The organism is Chitinimonas naiadis, from assembly GCF_054780835.1.
This window is the reverse complement of the sequence record NZ_BAAGVO010000004.1, coordinates 260,212-279,114: the sequence shown is the minus strand read 5'-3', so window position 1 is coordinate 279,114 and position 18,903 is coordinate 260,212. Positions and strand designations below refer to the sequence as shown.

General features: G+C 58.5%; 17 protein-coding genes and 1 tRNA gene. 15 read left to right on the top strand and 3 right to left on the bottom strand.

Annotated elements, in window-relative coordinates; translation table 11 throughout:
• Window positions 1-166: 166 nt before the first annotated feature.
• A tRNA-Leu gene (locus ACYVHK_RS07200) sits at window positions 167-253 on the bottom strand.
• Between the two features lie 75 nt (window positions 254-328).
• Between ACYVHK_RS07200 and rnr the strand changes: the two genes are divergently transcribed.
• Both rnr and ACYVHK_RS07190 read left to right on the top strand, forming a co-directional pair.
• Entirely contained in the window at window positions 329-3,124 is a 2,796-nt protein-coding gene (rnr, locus tag ACYVHK_RS07195; protein WP_460529109.1) for a ribonuclease R family protein, read from the top strand.
• Between the two features lie 11 nt (window positions 3,125-3,135).
• Window positions 3,136-5,730: an ATP-binding protein gene (locus tag ACYVHK_RS07190; RefSeq protein WP_460529106.1), complete on the top strand. Its 2,595-nt coding sequence runs from the start codon at window positions 3,136-3,138 to the stop codon at window positions 5,728-5,730.
• Here the strand turns inward: ACYVHK_RS07190 and ACYVHK_RS07185 are convergent.
• On the bottom strand, window positions 5,727-6,071 hold the full coding sequence (locus ACYVHK_RS07185; protein WP_460529103.1) for a hypothetical protein: 345 nt from the start codon (window positions 6,069-6,071) through the stop codon (window positions 5,727-5,729). The genes ACYVHK_RS07190 and ACYVHK_RS07185 overlap by 4 nt on opposite strands.
• Before the next feature lie 116 nt (window positions 6,072-6,187).
• Here ACYVHK_RS07185 and ACYVHK_RS07180 point away from each other — a divergent pair, with 116 nt between their 5' ends.
• From ACYVHK_RS07180 to ACYVHK_RS07170, 3 genes are all read left to right on the top strand, one after another.
• The gene (locus ACYVHK_RS07180) at window positions 6,188-6,550 is read left to right on the top strand and encodes a hypothetical protein (protein ID WP_460529100.1); all 363 of its coding nucleotides are present in this window, start codon (window positions 6,188-6,190) and stop codon (window positions 6,548-6,550) included.
• 74 nt (window positions 6,551-6,624) lie between these two features.
• The gene (locus ACYVHK_RS07175) at window positions 6,625-7,317 is read left to right on the top strand and encodes an SIMPL domain-containing protein (RefSeq protein WP_460529098.1); all 693 of its coding nucleotides are present in this window, start codon (window positions 6,625-6,627) and stop codon (window positions 7,315-7,317) included.
• A gap of 60 nt (window positions 7,318-7,377) precedes the next feature.
• Window positions 7,378-7,827, top strand: coding sequence for a protein YgfX (locus ACYVHK_RS07170; RefSeq protein WP_460529095.1), 450 nt, complete (start codon window positions 7,378-7,380; stop codon window positions 7,825-7,827).
• Between the two features lie 6 nt (window positions 7,828-7,833).
• Here the strand turns inward: ACYVHK_RS07170 and nadB are convergent, their stop codons facing one another.
• Complete coding sequence (gene nadB / locus ACYVHK_RS07165; RefSeq protein ID WP_460529092.1) at window positions 7,834-9,417, bottom strand: L-aspartate oxidase; 1,584 nt, start codon at window positions 9,415-9,417, stop codon at window positions 7,834-7,836.
• 319 nt (window positions 9,418-9,736) lie between these two features.
• Between nadB and rpoE the strand changes: the two genes are divergently transcribed.
• The 10 genes from rpoE (at window position 9,737) to era (ending at window position 18,874) form a co-directional block, all read left to right on the top strand.
• The gene (gene rpoE, locus ACYVHK_RS07160) at window positions 9,737-10,342 is read left to right on the top strand and encodes an RNA polymerase sigma factor RpoE (protein WP_331986313.1); all 606 of its coding nucleotides are present in this window, start codon (window positions 9,737-9,739) and stop codon (window positions 10,340-10,342) included.
• A 29-nt stretch (window positions 10,343-10,371) separates the two neighbouring features.
• Window positions 10,372-10,899: a sigma-E factor negative regulatory protein gene (locus tag ACYVHK_RS07155; protein ID WP_460529089.1), complete on the top strand. Its 528-nt coding sequence runs from the start codon at window positions 10,372-10,374 to the stop codon at window positions 10,897-10,899.
• Window positions 10,900-10,944: 45 nt separating this feature from the next.
• Window positions 10,945-11,922 carry a MucB/RseB C-terminal domain-containing protein gene (locus tag ACYVHK_RS07150; protein ID WP_460529087.1) on the top strand — a complete coding sequence of 326 codons (978 nt, stop codon included), beginning with the start codon at window positions 10,945-10,947 and terminating at the stop codon, window positions 11,920-11,922.
• 168 nt (window positions 11,923-12,090) lie between these two features.
• The gene (locus ACYVHK_RS07145; RefSeq protein ID WP_460529085.1) at window positions 12,091-13,596 is read left to right on the top strand and encodes a DegQ family serine endoprotease; all 1,506 of its coding nucleotides are present in this window, start codon (window positions 12,091-12,093) and stop codon (window positions 13,594-13,596) included.
• A complete protein-coding gene (locus ACYVHK_RS07140; protein WP_460529083.1) occupies window positions 13,589-13,843 on the top strand; it encodes a glutaredoxin family protein in 255 nt (84 codons plus the stop codon). Before ACYVHK_RS07145 ends, ACYVHK_RS07140 begins: the two co-directional genes overlap by 8 nt.
• 124 nt (window positions 13,844-13,967) lie before the next feature.
• A complete protein-coding gene (gene lepA, locus ACYVHK_RS07135; protein WP_460529081.1) occupies window positions 13,968-15,761 on the top strand; it encodes an elongation factor 4 in 1,794 nt (597 codons plus the stop codon).
• 83 nt (window positions 15,762-15,844) lie between these two features.
• The gene (gene lepB / locus ACYVHK_RS07130) at window positions 15,845-16,840 is read left to right on the top strand and encodes a S26 family signal peptidase (protein ID WP_460529079.1); all 996 of its coding nucleotides are present in this window, start codon (window positions 15,845-15,847) and stop codon (window positions 16,838-16,840) included.
• A gap of 89 nt (window positions 16,841-16,929) precedes the next feature.
• The gene (locus tag ACYVHK_RS07125; protein ID WP_460529077.1) at window positions 16,930-17,292 is read left to right on the top strand and encodes a DUF4845 domain-containing protein; all 363 of its coding nucleotides are present in this window, start codon (window positions 16,930-16,932) and stop codon (window positions 17,290-17,292) included.
• Window positions 17,289-17,987, top strand: a complete 699-nt coding sequence (gene rnc / locus ACYVHK_RS07120; protein ID WP_460534032.1) for a ribonuclease III — start codon at window positions 17,289-17,291, stop codon at window positions 17,985-17,987. Before ACYVHK_RS07125 ends, rnc begins: the two co-directional genes overlap by 4 nt.
• A complete protein-coding gene (gene era, locus ACYVHK_RS07115) occupies window positions 17,984-18,874 on the top strand; it encodes a GTPase Era (protein ID WP_460529075.1) in 891 nt (296 codons plus the stop codon). Before rnc ends, era begins: the two co-directional genes overlap by 4 nt.
• Window positions 18,875-18,903 lie beyond the last annotated feature (29 nt).

Below are 18,903 nucleotides of genomic sequence, written 5' to 3'. Positions count from 1 at the left end.
CAATAAAAAAACGGCTTTTCCTGGAAGTCCTTGATTTCTCTTATGCCAAGCCGCAGGCGGCTTGTGGCTTATCAGGGCGTGCTCGCCATGCAGGCCTGCAGAAGAGAGGAGTCGGGAAAGCAGAAAACGATAAAGCCGATGCATATGCATCGGCTTTATCGAGGATTGGTGCCCAAGAGAAGACTCGAACTTCCACGGTGTTGCCACCGCTAGGACCTGAACCTAGTGCGTCTACCAATTCCGCCACCTGGGCTTCGAGCAGTGCTGCATCAGCTGCATTGCGTCGAGAGAGATGCGCATTTTAGAGAGACAAATCTCCGTGTCAATTATGAAAACGAAAAAAAACGAAAATACCGCCAAGCTGCCTCGCGCTGCCCTGAAGCTGCGCCAGGCGGATCCTTTTTACGAACAAGAACTTACCAAGTATGAGCTGCCGCTACCGAGCCGCAGCTACATGCTGACAATTTTGACGGAACGTGGTGCGCCAATGTTCCCGGAGGAACTGGTCGCCCTGTTTGCGATCCAGCCCAGTGAGGCCGAATTCTTCGCGCGTCGCCTCAATGCCATGGCGCGAGAAGGCGAAGTCGTCATCAACCGCAAGGGCGCCATCTGCATTCCCGACAAGCTGGACCTGATCAAGGGGCGAGTGCAGGGGCATCCGGATGGCTTCGGCTTTGTCGTGCCGGATGACGGTACTTCCGACATCTTTCTTGGCCCGCGTGAGATGCACAAGGTCCTGCATCGGGATCGGGTCATGGTGCGCGAGATCGGTGTTGATCGACGTGGCCGGCGCGAAGGCAAGATCGTGGAGGTGCTTGAGCACGTCAACGCCCGCCTGGTCGGTCGCTTGTTTGCCGAGCGTGGCGTGCGCTTTATCCGGGCAGAGGAAAAGCGAATTACCCAGGAAATCCTGGTCAGCCCTGAAGGGAGTCTGGATGCCGAGCCGGGCCAGGTGGTCTCGGTCGAGCTGGTGACCCAGCCCAGCAACTACAGCCAACCGATAGGTCGTATCGTCGAGGTGCTGGGCAACTATGCCGATCCCGGCATGGAGATCGAGATCGCATTGCGCAAGCACGATCTGCCACATGTGTTCTCGCCCGAGGCTGAAAGCCAGGCCCGCAAGACGCCGCAAAAGGTCCAGAAGAAAGACTGGAAGACCCCGGAAGGCCTCGATCGGCTTGACCTGCGCGATATGCCGCTGGTGACCATCGATGGTGAAACCGCACGCGACTTCGATGACGCCGTATACGCCGAGAAGGATGGCAAGGGCTGGCGGCTTGTCGTGGCCATTGCCGATGTCAGCCACTATGTCAGGCCGGGCGATGCGCTCGACAAGACTGGCTACGAGCGCGGTAATTCGGTCTATTTCCCGCGCCGCGTCATCCCGATGCTGCCGGAAGAACTGTCCAATGGCGTGTGTTCGCTGAACCCCGACGTAGAGCGTTGTTGCATGGTCTGCGACATGCGTATCGATGCACAGGGGGCGGTGAAGAAGTACCAGTTCTACCCGGCAGTCATGCTCTCCAAGGCCCGCTTCACCTATACCGAGGTATGGGAAATACTGCAGGCGCCCAAGGGAAAGGCGGCCAAGGCACGCAAAGGGCTGGTTTCTCACCTCGAAGACCTCTACACCCTGTTCCATGTACTGCTCAAGGCGCGCGGAGAACGGGGGGCGATTGATTTCGAGACGACCGAGACCCAGATGGTCTTCAATGATGCCGGCAAGATCGAGCGCATTGAACCGGTGACCCGTAACGATGCGCACCGTCTGATCGAAGAGTGCATGCTGGCGGCCAACGTCTGTGCCGCCGACTACCTGGGCGAGCACAAGCACACCTCCTTGTACCGGATCCATGAGGGCCCGACTGAACGCAAGCTGGAAAACCTGCGACGCTTCCTCAACGAGCGCGGCCTGAGCCTGGAGGGCGGTGATGATCCGCATGCCAAGGACTACGCCAAGCTGATGGAACAGATCAAGCCACGACCAGATGCCGGCCTGCTACAGACCATGCTGCTGCGTTCCATGCAGCAGGCCGTCTACAGTCCGGAACGGGCAGGGCACTTTGGCCTGGCTTATGAGGCCTACACCCATTTCACCTCGCCTATCCGTCGCTATCCGGATTTGCTGGTTCATCGTTCCATCAAGGCAGTACTCAAGGGGGAGCAGTACAAGCCCGGCAAATGGGAAGAGATCGGCGCCCACTGCTCCCAGACCGAGCGCCGTGCCGACGAAGCCACCCGCGATGTACAGAACTGGTTGAAGTGCTACTTCATGCGCGACCGGATAGGTGAAGTATTCGATGGCGTCGTCTCCGCGGTCACCAGCTTTGGCTTGTTCGTCCTGCTGGATGGGCTGTTTGTCGAAGGTCTGGTCCATATCTCCGAGCTGGGTACGGATTATTTCAAATATGACGAGTCGAGCCATACCTTGCGCGGTGAGCACTCCGGCAAGGTATATGGACTGACGGACAAGCTCACCATCCGGGTCGGCCGCGTGGATCTGGAGACCAGCAAGATCGATTTTGCGCTGGTGGACAAGCCCAAGCCGGTACAGCGCGCCCCACGCAGCCAGGTGCCGGCAGGGAGCGCCTCGCCCAAGGAGGTCGTCGCACCGGCCCCCAAGCCCCGGCAACGCAAGCGTGGCGAGGTTGAGGCAGCACCCGTAGCGCCTGCCGTGCCGGCAACGGCGGCACCGACGGGCCGCCAGAAAGCCAAGCCTGCTGTCGAGATGCCCGCAGCTACGCCACTACCCGCAGGCCGCAAGAAACATGACCCTGTAACGGCGAAGCCGGTAGCTGGGCCTGCCGCCCCTGAGGCGCGTGGTAGCGTCGCGAAATCGATCGCCAAGGCCGCAGAGTCCAAGCTCGCATCGGCAGCGGCCCTGGCCGAAAGTCTTGAGGCCTCGGCTAGCAAACCGGGCAAGCGTAAACCGCAGGTCGCGGCCTTGTTCCTGCCCAAGGTTGAGAAAGCCGCGTCGCCAGAGCAGGCAAGGGTAGACACCTTGCCAGCAGAGCCCGCGGCCAAGGCGGCCGAGGTCAAACCCAAAAAGAAGACCAAAACCAGCGATGGCAATAAGACGGCCGCAGCGCCCAAGCGCAAGCCCGCCAGGAAAGCGAGCGAATAAGGAGGCGAGTTGTGCAAAGCCTGAGCTGGGCTGATCGTGAGCACTATGCTTGGCTATCCGTGCCGGTATGGGTCTGTGAAGCAGACACCGGCCGCTTGCGCTGGAGCAACGCCGCAGCGCAAGCGCTATGGGAGTTTGGGGTTGCTGCGCAGCATGTAGCCGACCTGATCGAGATCGAGAATGGCTACCGGGCCATGGTGCAACAGGTCATCGCATCGGGATCCGTCGCTTGCTCCTGCTTGGTACGGCGGGGGGAGGTCAATCAGGAGGCCGCATTGCGCGTGGTGGGCATGGCGCTGCCCGGAGGGGAGATGGGCCTATGTCTCCAGCTTGAACCAGGGATCGAGACGAAAGTCGACCCGGTTGCCTTGCGAGGGGTGGAGGCGGTACTCCACTTCTCGTTGACGGTGGTGATGTTTGACATGCAGGGCCGGGTCTTGATGCAAAATCCCGCGGCGTTGCGCGCCTTTCCGCAATTGGCGCAGATAGACACGGGACGCTTTGTCGATTTACTGGAAAACAAGGCGGAGGCGGAGCAGATATGGCGCGCTGCCCTTGAGTTTGGTGCCGACCAGGGTGAGCGCCAGTTCGGTATGCGGCCCAAGCCGCGTTGGTATGCCTATAGCTTGCACCGGGTCCTGGATCCGGTAACGGACGGCATTGCCATGCTGTTGACCGCCCAGGACATCAGTGAGCGGGTGCAGTCCGAACAGAAATTCCGCGTCCTGTTCGAGCAGGCTGCCAATCCGCTGCTGCTTTACGACCTGGCCCTGGGCCATGTGGTCGATTGCAACCGGGCGGTCGCACAGGCCCTGCGACTGCCTAGCCGCAAGCAACTGATCGATACGGACCCGGCCCGTTTCTATCCCCTCCGGCAACCTGACGGTAGCGAATCCAGGCAGCAGGCAGCCTTGCTCTACGAGCAGGCCATGCGGCGAGGTTGGCATCGTTTCGAATGGCTTTTTCTCCGCGCTGACGAGAGTGAATTGCTCGTCGAGATCACGGTTTCACCGGTCACCATCGGTGAGCGGAAACTATTGCTGGTCGCCTGGTATGACCTGTCGTTTCGTCGTCTGATAGAACGGCAGTTGCGAGAGGCCAAAGAGGAAGCCGAGGCCGCCAATCAAGCCAAGAGCCAGTTCCTGGCCAATATGAGTCACGAAATCCGTACCCCGCTCAATGCCATCGTCGGCATGACTGGCCTGCTGCTGGGTGCGGAATCACTGGCCGGCGCGCAGCGGCGGCAGCTGGAGATTGTCCATTTTTCCTCGGAAGGTATGGTCCAGCTGGTAGATGACATTCTTGATTTTTCCCGTATTGAGGCAGGTAAGCTGGCGCTGGAGTCCACGCCATTTGATCTTCATGCTCTGCTCTCGCGCACGGTGGAATTGCTGCGTTTCGGCGCCGAGGAAAAAGGCCTGTCCTTGTCTCTGGAACTCGCAGCGGGCTTGCCGCGACATATCGAGGCAGATGAGCGACGTTTGCGTCAGGTTCTGCTCAATCTGGTCGGGAATGCGATCAAATTCACGCGTTATGGTGCCGTGTCCATCAGTGCCAGCCTGGCTGACGGCAAGCTGCTGGATGTCCTGGTCAGCGATACCGGCATTGGTATCGAGCCGCACCAGTTGTCATCCATCTTTGCCCCGTTTGCCCAGGGCGACGACAGTATCAGTCGCCGCTACGGTGGCTCTGGTCTGGGGTTGACCATCTCCAGGCGGCTGGTCGAGGCCATGCAGGGGGAGCTACTGGTCCAGAGTACGCCCGGCATAGGCAGCCGGTTTCGTTTCCGTATCCCTGTGCGTGCCGCTACCGAGATCCAGCAGGCATCGCAACCGGTCGTAGGCCCCGGTAGACCGCTCCGTATACTGTTGGCGGAGGATAACGCCATGAATCAGGCGCTGGCGCTGGCCTTGCTGGAGCAGGATGGCCATCAGGTCGTACCGGCATGGAATGGACTGGAGGCCGTGACGCAAGCACGGGCGCAATGCTTCGACGTGATCCTGATGGATATGCAGATGCCGGAGATGGATGGCCTCGCCGCGACTAAGGCCATACGCGCCATGGAGGAGGGGCGGCGTATCCCCATCGTCGCCATGACGGCCAACGTGCTGCCCGAGGACAGGGCCCGATGTCATGCTGCCGGGATGGATGATTTCCTGGGAAAGCCGATCGCGCTGGACAAGCTGCGAACCAGCTTGCAGCAGATAGCGTCCGCCATGCCGGCTTTGGGGCATGCACGGGGTGTGCCTGGCTCTGCCGTGCTGTTCGACCCCGATCTTGCCTTGGAGGTCTGTGGCGGCAATGAGCGCTTGCTACAGGAAATCCTGGCGCTCTTTATGGAAGAGTGGCCGCATCGACGCGCCGGCCTGCAAGCGGCTTGGCAAGGCCAGGACCTGACGACGCTGGCCCAGTGGGCGCATACCCTCAAGGGGAGCCTGGGTGCGATTGCCTCCTCTCAAGGCGTACAGCTTGCGCAGGAGGTGGAGGCGAGTGCCCGGCTCGGCCGGGTTGAGTCACAGCAATACACAGCGTTCATGCAATTGCTGGAAGCCTGTGTGGCAAGGGTGGGTGACTACCTGGGCCAGGCTGCAATCAGCCGGACCTAGCCCATACCGCGTAACAGGGCATCCATCTTGGTACGGTAGTCATTGCTGACGTTGGTCAGCTTCATGCCGGTACGGAACTCACCCATCGACCCTACCAGCGAGGAATAGATCGGTTTGCCTTCGACCTCGACGTAGGAGACGCTGATGTGCATGGCATCCGGAATCTGCAGGATGATGCGATAGGTGATATGGGGGAATAGCTGCTCGGTGCAGAACAGTGAAATCCCCTTTTGTGCCACTTCCGTCGCGCTGCTCTGAATGATGCGATCAGGTTGATTGAGGGGGATGACTGCAGCTTTCCAGCGAACCAGCCGGCGGCCCGAGGTACGTTGGTCGAACATGCGGAATCCCTGTCTTCATATGAGTATGACTTTGATTCTATGCGATGGCGCCTGCGCTTCATAGCTGGCTGATGCAGCCATGCTATGCTCGTCGGGCCGTTATTATGGAGAGCACTATGTATTTTGTTGATCGTTCGATCGCCGTGATCAAACCCAAGAAGCCATTTCTGGATTGGCTCAATAGCCTCCCCGACAACGAGGTCACGCTGAGCCTGGACGATATACGCAGCGACTGCACCGTGCTGATGATTCCGGAAGTGAACGAACAGGAAGATGGCATCGCCTATATCGACGACATGGCCGACAAGGTGTTCGAGATGGAACTGGCGTCCTGGGCGCAAGATAGCAAGCTCTGGCCCAAGAGCCGTAATCTGAAAACCTTTTGGGACTGGTTCGAGGTCGAAATCCATACCGTATTGATGGACAGTGTCGATCAGGATATTCACAACAGCCCGACGACGGATCACGGCCTGCATTGATCGCGCTGATGATTCACTTGGGGTTCAGGCCAGCACCGTAAGACTGGCGCCATTCCAACCCAGAGAGGAAACCCATGAACAAGCTTACCCGTCTCTCCCTGCTCGCAATCCTTGCGGGCAGCGCTTTCGCCGCCGAGGCGCCACAGTACAACGTGATCAGCCTGCAGGCAGAAGCCCGGCGTGATGTGCCGAATGATCTTGCGCAGGCCACCTTGTATGTCGAGTTCAGCGATGCCAGTGCGGCAACGCTATCCGACAAGTTGAACCGCGCCGCTACGGATGCCTTGAAGATTGCAAAAGCCTATCCAGGCGTGAAGGCGTCTTCCGGCAACAACAATGTCTATCCGGTGTACAACAACAAAAACAAGGCGGATGGATGGCGCGGCCGGGCTGATATTCGCCTGGAATCAACGGACTTCAAGGCAGTCGCCGAGTTGATCGGCAAGTTGCAAAACAATATGCAGCTTGATGGCATGAGTTTTGGCGTTGCACCGGCCACCCGGGAAAAGGTAGAGACGGAACTGATCGATGAAGCCGTCAAGGCCTTCCGCGGTCGGGCCGATGTGGTCAAGAAAAGCGTGGGCGGTAAAGGCTACAAGCTGGTCAACATCAGCGTGAATACCAGCGGCAGTTATCCGCAGCCCATGGCCCGTCCCCGCATGTACGCGGCCAAGGCCATGATGTCGGCAGAAGTCGCAGCACCGCCGATGGAAGGTGGCGATAGCCAGGTCGTGGTTGGGGTGGCCGGTAGCATTCAGGTCGAATAGCCCTTTCGGGACGAACGGGCAGGGGCGATCCAGATCGCCTCTGTTTTTTATCCATTGCCAATGAAAACCCCACCACCGTTACAGCTGCAGCTACGTGCCTCCCGATGGGAGCGTGCCGGCGTAGTTGTGCTCTACCTGATGGCGCTACCTATGCCATGGCTGGCCAATCTGCCGCTGTGGAGCAAGGTAGGCCTCAGCCTGGCCTTGTGTGGCTTGCTGGGGCACTATCTGCGTCATGCTGAGCGTGCGGAAATTCGCCAGCTCAGGCTGCTGCCCGACGGCCGCTGGTGGCTGAGTGAAGGAGAGACGGGCAGGGAGTATGCGCAGGAGTCGGGTATCTATTGCACGCCCTGGCTAACGGTACTTCCACTGCGGAGCGAGGACGCCCAGTTTGTGCGTTTGCGGCTCTGGCCCGACAGCGCCAGCCGCGACGATCTGCGTCGCTTGCGTGTATGGCTACGCTGGGGGACAGGCAGCGAAGAGCAGGGCGGGCCACTGGCCGCGCCCTGAGCCGCCTTAATTGTCGCTACGCGCGGGTAGTGTCGTGGGCAGGGCTTGCGGCAGCGTGTCCGGATAGTCTCGACTGAAGTGCAAACCGCGGCTCTCCTTGCGCTGCTGGGCCGAGCGTACGATCAACGCTGCGGTATCCACCAGATTACGTAGTTCTATCAAGTCATTGCTGACCTTGAAGTTGCGGTAAAACTCGTCAATTTCCCGTTTGAGCAGGGCGATGCGGTTGGCCGCTCGTTCCAGGCGCTTATCGGTACGTACGATGCCCACATAGTCCCACATGAAGCGCCGCAGCTCGTCCCAGTTGTGCGCGATCACGACTTCCTCATCGGCATCGACCACGCGGCTTTCATCCCAGACCGGCACGTCAAGACGCTTTGCGGGTGGCGCCGCAATAATGGCTTCCGCCGCAGTCCTGCCCAGTACCAGCGCCTCCAGCAGTGAGTTGCTAGCCAGACGATTGGCGCCGTGCAGGCCGGTGCAGGCGGTTTCACCGATCGCAAAGAGGTTGGCAACATCAGTTCTGCCTGCCAGGTCGGTGACCAGACCGCCACAGGTGTAGTGCGCAGCCGGGACTACGGGGATCGGTTGGCGGGTGATATCGATGCCAAGCTCAAGGCAGCGCTGGTGGATTGTCGGAAAGTGCTCCCGGATGAACGCTGCAGGCTGGTGGCTGATATCAAGGTAGACGCAATCGAGGCCGTATTTCTTCATCTCGAAGTCAATAGCGCGGGCCGTAATGTCCCGTGGCGCAAGCTCTGCGCGTTCATCATGCTCCGGCATGAAGCGGGTGCCATCAGGCAGCTTGAGCAATCCCCCTTCACCGCGCACCGCCTCCGAAATCAGGAAGCTCATCGCATGGGGGTGATAGAGGCAGGTTGGATGGAACTGGATGAACTCCATGTTCTCCACCCGGCAACCCGCACGCCAGCCCATGGCGATACCATCGCCGGTCGCGGTGTCGGGATTGGTCGTGTACAGGTAGACCTTGCCTGCGCCGCCGGTGGCCAGCACAGTGTGGTCTGCCAGCAGGGTCTGGACATGATCGGTGGCCTTGTTCAACACATAGGCCCCCAGGCAGCCTACATCCGGCTGGCCAAGCTTCTTGCCCACAATCAGGTCTAGGCCGATGTGCTCTTCCAGGATGGTGATGTTCGGGTGTGTCTTGATCCTGGCGGCGAGCGTGGCGACCACGGCGGCACCGGTGGCATCTGCGGCGTGAATGATGCGCCGATGGGAATGCCCGCCTTCCCGGGTAAGGTGAAAGCCGGTTTCGTGGCCGGCATCCGGGGTAAAGGGAACGCCCATCTCGATCAGCCATTCGATGGCTTCGCGAGCATGATCAAGGATGAATCGCGTCGCGGTTTCGTCACACAATCCCGCGCCTGCGATCTGCGTATCTTCGACATGCTCGGCGATGCTATCGGTCTGATCCAGTACGGCGGCGATACCGCCCTGGGCCCACTGGCTGGCGCCATCGGTAAGCTGGCGTTTGGTGACCAGTGCCACACGGCGCTGGTCGGCCAGTTGCAGTGCCAGCGTCATGCCGGCAAGGCCGCTGCCCAGGATCAATACATCGTAGTGTTGCATTCTGGTTACTCTTGTTACGTGTGCCGCCACTATACCAAAGCGCCCGACGCAAATTCAGATGTGAAATAGTTGGAACTTATTCCAAACAGGACAGGTCTCTGCTGTGTGCCCGCAAGGGAGGGATAGCGGAAAGGCCCCATTCAAGATGGAAACCATTACACTTCAGCCCGCAAACCTGCTTGATGCCTGGGGGATCGAGCCCAAGACGACGCGTAAATCTGCGCGTAAGCTTGAAAATGACGAGACTAGCTCGCATGTTTCCCCGGTAGAGACGGCAAAGCCGCAGGCCGCGACCGTCAGCGAGGGGAAAACAGCAACTATGTCGAGTGAGCGGGATATCGACCAGGAATTGGTACTGCGCGTACAGCGCGGTGACAAGAAAGCTTTCGAGCTGCTTGTTACCAAGTACCATCGCAAGATCGGCCGTTTGCTCAGCCGGATGATTCGCGATCAGGCCGAAATCGAGGACGTGACGCAGGAGGCCTTTATCAAGGCTTACCGTGCGCTGCCTGCTTTCCGCGGCGAAAGCGCTTTTTATACCTGGCTGTATCGCATTGCGATCAATACGGCCAAGAACTACCTGGCTTCGCTAGGCCGTCGACCGGTGCTGTCGACGGAATACGAAGACGAAGATGGCGATACGCTGGACACCGCCTCCCAGTTGCCGGACATGAATACGCCGGAGACCGAATTGATGAACCGTCAGATCGTGACAACGGTGAATCAGGCGGTGGAAGCCCTGCCGGAGGAATTGCGTACAGCAATTACCTTGCGTGAAATGGAAGGGCTGTCGTATGAAGATATTGCAGCAGTAATGAATTGCCCGATAGGTACGGTACGGTCGCGGATATTCCGCGCACGCGAGGCGATTGCCACGCGGCTCCGTCCGATGATCGAGTCAGCTGGCAAAGACCGGCGTTGGTAATAAACCTCCAGGGTAGACAGGTGCAGAAAATGCAGGAAAAACTCTCAGCCTTGATGGATGGCGAGTGGGATGACCACGAGCTGGAAAAACTGATCGCAGCGATGGATCAGGATGAAGCATCCTCCTCTTGGCGTGACTATCATCTGATCGGTGATGCCATGAATCAGCGGGCAGTCCTGTCCGATGACTTCATGGCCAATTTTTCGGCACGTCTTGATGCCGAGCCCGCCATCCTGGCGCCCAATGCCTTGCGACGACGTGGCTTTGTGCCGGGTAAGCGTTGGGTTGCCATGTCCATGGCGGCATCAGTCGTCCTGGTCAGCGCCACCGCGTGGTATGTTGCCGGCAGTATGCCGGGCTCCAGCGTCGTGACGCCGTCCCAGCTGGCGACTGCCAGCAGTCTGCCTGTAGCGGCAAATCAGGCCGCTCAACCGGTTGCGGATGATCTCAATCCGTATCTGGTGGCGCACCAGACCATGTTGGGCAACCCCGGCTTTAACCATCGGGCTGTCATACTGACTGGTGCAGAGGCAGAGCGTGCCGTTGTTCGCCGTTAACCCATCCGAATCGCAGCGACCATTTTGCAATATTCGAAGCCTGTCATGACACTGCGCTTTGGTCTGTGCGGCCTGCTGCTTGCTGTTTCTGCGCAAGCAGCAGAGTTGCTTACGACCACCGAATCCGCCAATCTGCTCAAGAAAATGGGGGCGGCGGCCCGGGTCCTCAACTACAGCGGCGTCTATCTCTATCAGCACACTGACTTGATGGAGACCTTCCGGCTGGTGCACGTTTTTGATGCTGCTGGAGAGCAGGAGCGCCGCGAGTCACTCGATGGCGTGCCGCGCGAATTCGTTCGCAACAATGATCAGATCATTGGCTACATGCCCAGCGTCAAGCCCATGGCGCTCGACCGGCGGGCAGCCAACAAGTTCTTCCCCGGCGTGATTCCCGACCAGATCGTTGATGTGCTGGGCAATTACAGCTTCAAACGCCTCAGCACCGAGCGTGTGGCCGGCTATGATTGTCAGTCGGTATTGCTGGAGCCCAAGGACAAGCTGCGTAACCCGCATAAGCTTTGTGTAGAGCCCAACTCCGGCCTGATGCTCAAGAGCACCATGTATAGCCCTGATGGGGGCGGGCAGTTGGAGCAGTTCTCCTTTACCCAGCTGGAGATAGGTGGACAGATCGACAAGCGGGCATTGAAGTCCGTATTGGCCAGCAAGGCACTGCCGGCTGATACGCCTGCCCGCAGTACGCCGCCTTCACCATCGGCGAGCAGCGATCTCGCCCAGTTTGATACCAGCAACCTGCCCAACGGTTTCAGGCTGGTCAAGGAAACCCGCAGCCAGTTGCCGGGCAAGCGCTTGCCGGTGCTGCACTATCTCTACAGTGATGGCATGGTCACGGTCTCGATCTTTATTGAACCCGCCGGCAATGGACCGGTTACTCTGCCTTTGGCGCAAGGCTCATCGAACATCAGTTTCTTCTCACGGCAAGCTGATGGGTGGCGGATTACCGCCTTGGGCGAGGTACCCCTGCGTACCGTTCAATTGTTCACCCAATCGTTCTCTCCGCGCTGAATATTCATTTCCGCGGTCATGTATCGGCTGAAACAAATGGAAATAAACGCGATGGAACTCGGCTCCGGCTGCGCCATCGAAGTCCCTGTTGTTTGAAAATGGCCGGTCAGGCCTTATCTTCGAATCAAATCCCGTTCCAGACTGTCAACGACAAAAAGGATAGCTCGTATGAAACATAGCCTGTTGACCGCTTTGTTGTTTGCCGGCGGCTTGACCGCCTGCACCGAAGCCGCCAATGCCGAGGCCTCCGCCAAGCCGGTGGCCGTCGTTCCCGCTGTTGCTGCTACGGCCGCTCCACTGGTGGCCGGCTTGCCGGATTTCAGCGCACTGGTTGAGCGCGAAGGGCGTGCGGTGGTGAATATCAGCACCACGCAGACCATCAAGGCCAATCGCAATCAAGCTCCGGATTTTGGCGAAGACGATCCATTCGAATTCTTCCGTCGTTTCGGTCTGCCTGTACCGCGTGGCCAGCAGCCTAGTCAGCCACGGGAAGAAAAAGCCCAGTCGCTGGGTTCCGGATTCATCATTGATGCCGATGGCTATGTCCTGACCAATGCCCACGTCGTTGCCGATGCGGATGAAATCACGGTCAAGTTGATCGACAAGCGTGAGTTCAAGGCCAAGATTATCGGCGCGGATGCCCGTACCGATGTGGCGTTGTTGAAGATCGAAGCAAAGGGTTTGCCTACGGTAGACCTGGGTTCCAGCGAGAAACTGAAGGTCGGCGAATGGGTCGTCGCGATCGGCTCGCCGTTTGGCCTCGATAACAGCGTTACTGCCGGCATCGTCAGCGCCAAGGGGCGCAACCTGCCGGATGAAAACTTCGTGCCGTTCATCCAGACGGACGCAGCGGTGAACCCTGGCAACTCCGGCGGCCCGCTGTTTAATGTCCGTGGCGAGGTGGTCGGCATCAATTCGCAGATATTTAGTCGCTCTGGTGGCTATATGGGCCTGTCTTTTGCGATCCCGATCGACACCGCGATCCAGATATCGGAACAGCTCAAGAGCAAGGGCAAGGTGGTGCGTGGTCGCATTGGCGTCGGCATCCAGGGGTTGAACGATGACCTCACCCGTGACTTCGGCCTGAAATCCAAGAAGGGTGCGCTGGTGAGCAACGTGGAAGCCGATGCGCCAGCGGCCAAGGCGGGCCTGCGTGCGGGCGATGTGATCCTGAAATTCAACGGCACCGAGGTGGGTGAGTCTTCCGATCTGCCGCGCATTGTCGGCGGCACCAAGCCCGGCAGCAGTGTTCCGGTGGAAATCTGGCGCGACAAGGCAGTGAAGACCTTGAATATCACCGTGGCCGAACTCGATCAGGCTGCCGATGGTCGCTCAGCCCAGCGTGAGCTCAAACGTGACCAGAAGATCGAGACCGGCGTCAACAAGTCAGGTCTGACGGTTCGCGAGCTGGATGCGCGAGCACTCAAGCAACTGGGTATCAAGTTTGGTCTGCAGGTTGCCCGAGCACAAGGCGCGGCCGCCGGTGCAGGTATCCAGCAGGGCGATGTTATCGTCGGCATTGGCGGTGAGGACATCAAGTCCTTTGCCCAGCTGGATGAGGCTCTGGTCAAGGCCAAGCCAGGTACGTCGGTGCCCTTGCGTATCCGTCGTGGCGAGGCATCCTTGTTCATCAGCTTGAAGCTGCCGGAAAAGGGCGACAAGTCGGATGAGTGAACGGGTACTGCTGACGCTCTATGGTCGAGAGTATTGCAGCCTTTGCCAGCAGATGCGGGAGGAGTTGCGTCTGCTGGCGCCGGACCTCAACCTTGACGTGATCTGGCTCGATATCGACGATGATGACGTCATCGAGCGCAAATACAATGAAATGGTGCCAGTGCTGGCGGGGGATGGCGATGAGATCATCTGCTTCTACCATCTCAATCGCCGCGCGCTGGATGCTTATCTGGCCCGAATCCGGTAAAATCCCGGGAAATCCCTGTGGGACGCGCCGTCGCCAGCTAAGGTCTGGCTGTCTGGTAGCAACGTGGGCACGCAGCAACGTGCCCATTTTTCATGCAGTTTTCCGGTAGTCTGCCCCGAAGTCTATGAATCACATTCGCAATTTCTCGATCATCGCCCACATTGACCATGGTAAATCCACCCTGGCCGACCGGTTCATCCAGTACTGCGGAGGCTTGGAGCTGCGCGAAATGAGCGAGCAGGTCCTGGACTCCATGGACATCGAGAAGGAGCGGGGCATCACGATCAAGGCGCAAACCGCCGCCCTGCATTACAAGGCGCGAGATGGTCAAGTCTATAACCTGAACCTGATCGATACGCCCGGTCACGTCGACTTCAGCTACGAAGTCAGCCGAAGCCTGGCCGCCTGTGAGGGTGCCTTGCTGGTCGTCGATGCGTCCCAAGGCGTGGAGGCCCAAACGGTCGCCAACTGCTACACCGCGCTGGAACAAGGCGTCGAGGTCGTGGCAGTACTCAACAAGATTGACCTGCCAGCGGCGGAGCCAGAGCGCGTCATCGAAGAAATTGAAGATATCGTTGGTATCGAAGCCACCGATGCAGTCCGTGCTTCTGCGAAGAATGGCATCGGCATCGAGGATATCCTCGAGGCGGTCGTTGCCAAGATTCCTGCGCCGGGCGGCAATCCGACCGGTCCGCTGAAGGCGCTGATCATCGACTCCTGGTTCGACAACTATGTCGGCGTTGTCATGCTGGTGCGCGTCGTTGACGGCGAGGTCAAGCCCAAGGACAAGTTGTTGTTCATGTCCACCAAGGCACAGCATCTTTGCGAGCAGGTCGGCGTATTTACACCCAAATCCGTCCAGCGCGACGTGTTGCGTGCTGGAGAAGTGGGCTTTGTGATTGCAGGTATCAAGGAATTGGCCAGTGCCAAGGTGGGTGACACCATCACCTTGGTCAAGCCTGCCGCGGAACAGCCGCTTCCAGGCTTCAAGGAGGTCAAATCGCAGGTGTTTGCCGGTCTGTATCCGGTGGAAAGCCATGATTACGACTCCCTTCGCGATAGCCTCGAGAAGCTGAAGCTCAACGATGCCTCGCTGCATTTCGAGCCGGAAGTGTCGCAAGCGCTGGGATTTGGTTTCCGTTGTGGCTTCCTCGGTTTGCTGCATCTCGAGATCGTCCAGGAGCGCCTGGAGCGCGAATTCGACATGGATCTCATCACCACTGCGCCGACAGTGGTCTATCAGATCCTGATGAAGGATGGTGAGGTGATCGAGATCGAGAACCCTTCGCGCCTGCCCGAACTTTCGAAGATCGAAGAGATTCGCGAGCCCATCATTACTGCGACGATCCTGATGCCTCAGGAGTACGTCGGTTCAGTCATGACGCTCTGTAACCAGAAGCGTGGCGTACAAAAGAACATGCAGTACATGGGCCGGCAGGTCATGTTGACCTATGAAATGCCCATGGCGGAAGTCGTGATGGATTTCTTTGATCGTCTGAAGTCGGTTTCGCGCGGCTATGCCTCGCTGGATTACGATTTCAAGGAATTCCGTGCCGATGACCTGGTGAAGCTGGACGTACTGGTGAATAGCGAAAAGGTCGATGCCCTGAGCCTGATCGTGCACCGTGCCACCAGCGTTTATCGTGGCCGCGAACTGGTCAGCAAGATGCGTGAACTGATTCCGCGCCAGATGTTCGATATCGCCATCCAGGCCGCGATCGGCGCTCATATCATTGCCCGTGAAACCGTCAAGGCGATGCGCAAGGACGTGCTGGCAAAGTGTTACGGTGGCGATATTTCCCGTAAGCGCAAGCTGCTGGACAAGCAGAAGGCCGGCAAGAAGCGCATGAAACAAGTGGGTAACGTCGAGATTCCACAAGAGGCATTCCTTGCCATCCTGCAGGTAAGCGACAAGTAAGCCCAGGGCTATGGCGGCGGATCCCGCCATGGCCTGTTTGATTGACATCCTATACCTAAAACCAAACAGCCAAGAAAGCCCGCATGAACTGGACTCTGCTTGCCTTCGCCGCCCTGATTGCAGGGCCATTCCTGATATGGCGGGCACATCGCACCGCCCAACCGGTCTACGATGCCGAGCAGATGAGCGAAGGCGCTTTGTGGGGCTACTTCCTGGTACTGGTTGGTGCTTGGGGTGTACTGTCCATGTACGCCAACCCGAGCGATCTGTTCTTCGTGGTGATGATGGCGGCAGCGGTATTGGCGCTGATCGCCAAGTTGCGCGGCTACAAGTCCAAGGGCAATGAGCGTCCTCTGCCGAGCTGGGCGGCGTTCGGGTTCTCGAATGCTTTGGTCCTGGCGCTGATTGGCCTGGGCAAGACTTTCGTAATCGAGCCTATGCAAATCCCTTCCAGCTCGATGCGCCCCGGACTGATCGTCGGTGACTTCATCCTCATCAACAAATCCGCCTACGGCATTCGTATTCCATTCCTCAACGAGCCGGTTATTCCTATCGGCAAGCCGGAACGGGGCGACGTGATCGTGTTCCGCTTCCCCAAGGACACCAAGATCAACTACATCAAGCGGGTAATCGGCCTGCCGGGTGACAAGGTTGAATACCGTAACAAGCTGTTGACGATCAACGGTCTGCGTATCGATAGCAAGCTGATCGGTGACTATAGCTATCGTGATCGTGAATCGCAGGGCGGTGATACGGTGGCGGTAGTCATGCAAGAGTCCTTTGCCGGCAAGGTGCATAAGACCTTGAATGTATCTGGTGTACCGACGCTCAATGTGGCTAACGTGGACAGCTTCCCGTATGCCGATAACTGCAAGTACGATGACAGTGGTTTTGTCTGCGATGTGCCGCAAGGCCAGTACCTGATGCTGGGTGATAATCGCGACAACAGCAATGATGGTCGTTACTGGGGCTTCGTCCCGGACAACCACCTGGCGGGCAAGGCCTTCATGATCTGGATGAGCTGGCCGGGCTGGGGCCATTGGCCAGAGTTTGGCCGGATTGGTACACGTATTGAATAAGGCGGGCAGGGCTTGCAATGCGCGCCCGCACACCTAGAATGGCGCGAGCGAGCTAAGCTTGCGTGTACAACGCGATAAAAGGGGAAAGCATGCAAAAACAACGTGGCGTTAGCCTGATCAATATGTTGGCCTGGGCCATCCTCCTCGGCATGGGCTTGATTCTCGGCTTGAAGTTGGTACCCGTTTACACTGAGTACTTTGGTGTGAAGGGTGTGCTCAAGGCGCTAGTGCGAGATCAGGCTGGAGCACCGGTTTCGGATATTCGCGAAGCGTTCGTCAAGCGGGCAGATATCGAGAATATCCACTCTGTTACTGCGGGTGACCTCGATATCATCCAGGATCAATCTGGCACGAGAATCTCGGCCAGCTATCAGGCTGTGGTTCCCTTGGTGGGCAATGCCAGTTTGGTGTTCGATTTCCATGCGGAAGAACGTCGCGGCGGCGGTAAATAGTGGCTGGCGATGCATCTTTGCTTGAAGCCGCCTTGGCTTATCCGTTTCGCAATCCGGGGCTGCTCAAGCAGGCATTGACCCATCGCAGCTACGGTGTACCGCATAACGAGCGCCTTGAATTTTTGGGGGACAGCATCCTCAACGCCTCGGTGGCGAGATTGCTGTTTGACGCTTTTCCGGACCGTAGCGAGGGCGAGCTGTCACGTCTGCGTGCCAGCCTGGTTAAGAAAGAGACGCTGGCCGAGCTTGCTCAAAGCCTGCGCCTGAGTGATTACCTGTTTCTGGGTGAGGGCGAAGCGCGCAGCGGTGGCTATCAGCGCCCCTCTATATTGGCTGATACGCTTGAGGCGATCTTTGCAGCCGTTTGTCTCGATGCAGATTTCGTTGCGGCAAGCCGTACTGTCGAGCGGCTGATCGCACCCAAGATCGCAGCGATTGATCCGGAGACTCATGGCAAGGACAGCAAGACCAAGCTTCAGGAGTGGTTGCAGGCTCGCCGCCTGGGCTTGCCGCAATACAGAATCGTGAGCCAGCAGGGTGAGGCCCATGATCAACATTTTGTCGTGGAGTGCCGCGTGGCCGAGCTCGACCTGGCAACCCAGGGTGCCGGTGCAAGCCGGCGAGCTGCCGAGCAGAATGCCGCCACCAGTGCCCTGGATGCACTGCCGACTATCAAGAAAGCGAACAAGCCATGACTGAAGCAAGTTTCCGCACTGGCTTTATCGCCATCGTAGGCCGTCCCAACGTCGGCAAGTCGACCTTGCTCAACCGCCTTATCGGCCAGAAGATCAGCATTGTCTCCCGCAAGGCTCAGACAACCCGGCATCGCATCACCGGTATCCGGACCGATGCGGATGCCCAGTTCATCTTTGTGGACACCCCGGGCTTTCAGACCAAGTACAAGAGTGCGTTGAATGAGGCAATGAACCGTGGTGTGACCACGACCTTGTCCGACGTCGACGTAGTGCTCTTCGTCATTGAAGCCAGCAAATTCGATGACCGGGATCTGCAGGTCATCAAGCTCCTACCGAAGCATCGCCCGGTGATTCTGGTACTGAACAAGGCCGATCTGCTCAAGGACAAGAACCAGCTGCTGCCCTTTATCCAGCGCATGGCGGCGCAATTCCCTTTCCACGCCATCGTGCCGGTGTCCGCCAAGAAGATCATGAAGGTGGATGTCCTGATCGATGCGGTGAAGCCTTTGTTGCCTGAAGGTGAGCCGATGTATGAAGAAGATCAGGTCACGGACCGCAGCGAGCGTTTCCTGGCGTCTGAATTGATCCGCGAGAAGATTTTCCGCCTGGTGGGCGATGAGTTGCCTTACTCCACCACGGTAGAGATCGAGAAATACGAGGAAGAGGGCAATCTGCGCCGTATTTTCGCTTCCATCCTGGTGGATCGCGATGCACAGAAGGCCATCATCATTGGTCACGAAGGCGAGAAGCTCAAGGAAATCTCCACCCAAGCCCGCACGGATATGGAGAAGATGTTCGACTGCCGCGTGTACCTTGAGGTCTTCGTCAAGGTGAAGAGCGGCTGGGCGGACGATACTCGCCTGGTCAGACAATTCGGCTACGAATGATGCCGGGTCTTCGGTGCCTTAGCCGCGCA

Coding starts and splice junctions, on each gene's coding strand:
- rnr (WP_460529109.1), top strand. CDS start 329: ATGAAAACGAAAAAAAACGAAAATACCGCCAAGCTGCCTCGCGCTGCC.
- ACYVHK_RS07185 (WP_460529103.1), bottom strand. CDS start 6,071: ATGTTCGACCAACGTACCTCGGGCCGCCGGCTGGTTCGCTGGAAAGCT.
- ACYVHK_RS07180 (WP_460529100.1), top strand. CDS start 6,188: ATGTATTTTGTTGATCGTTCGATCGCCGTGATCAAACCCAAGAAGCCA.
- ACYVHK_RS07175 (WP_460529098.1), top strand. CDS start 6,625: ATGAACAAGCTTACCCGTCTCTCCCTGCTCGCAATCCTTGCGGGCAGC.
- ACYVHK_RS07170 (WP_460529095.1), top strand. CDS start 7,378: ATGAAAACCCCACCACCGTTACAGCTGCAGCTACGTGCCTCCCGATGG.
- nadB (WP_460529092.1), bottom strand. CDS start 9,417: ATGCAACACTACGATGTATTGATCCTGGGCAGCGGCCTTGCCGGCATG.
- rpoE (WP_331986313.1), top strand. CDS start 9,737: ATGTCGAGTGAGCGGGATATCGACCAGGAATTGGTACTGCGCGTACAG.
- ACYVHK_RS07155 (WP_460529089.1), top strand. CDS start 10,372: ATGCAGGAAAAACTCTCAGCCTTGATGGATGGCGAGTGGGATGACCAC.
- ACYVHK_RS07150 (WP_460529087.1), top strand. CDS start 10,945: ATGACACTGCGCTTTGGTCTGTGCGGCCTGCTGCTTGCTGTTTCTGCG.
- ACYVHK_RS07145 (WP_460529085.1), top strand. CDS start 12,091: ATGAAACATAGCCTGTTGACCGCTTTGTTGTTTGCCGGCGGCTTGACC.
- ACYVHK_RS07140 (WP_460529083.1), top strand. CDS start 13,589: ATGAGTGAACGGGTACTGCTGACGCTCTATGGTCGAGAGTATTGCAGC.
- lepA (WP_460529081.1), top strand. CDS start 13,968: ATGAATCACATTCGCAATTTCTCGATCATCGCCCACATTGACCATGGT.
- lepB (WP_460529079.1), top strand. CDS start 15,845: ATGAACTGGACTCTGCTTGCCTTCGCCGCCCTGATTGCAGGGCCATTC.
- ACYVHK_RS07125 (WP_460529077.1), top strand. CDS start 16,930: ATGCAAAAACAACGTGGCGTTAGCCTGATCAATATGTTGGCCTGGGCC.
- era (WP_460529075.1), top strand. CDS start 17,984: ATGACTGAAGCAAGTTTCCGCACTGGCTTTATCGCCATCGTAGGCCGT.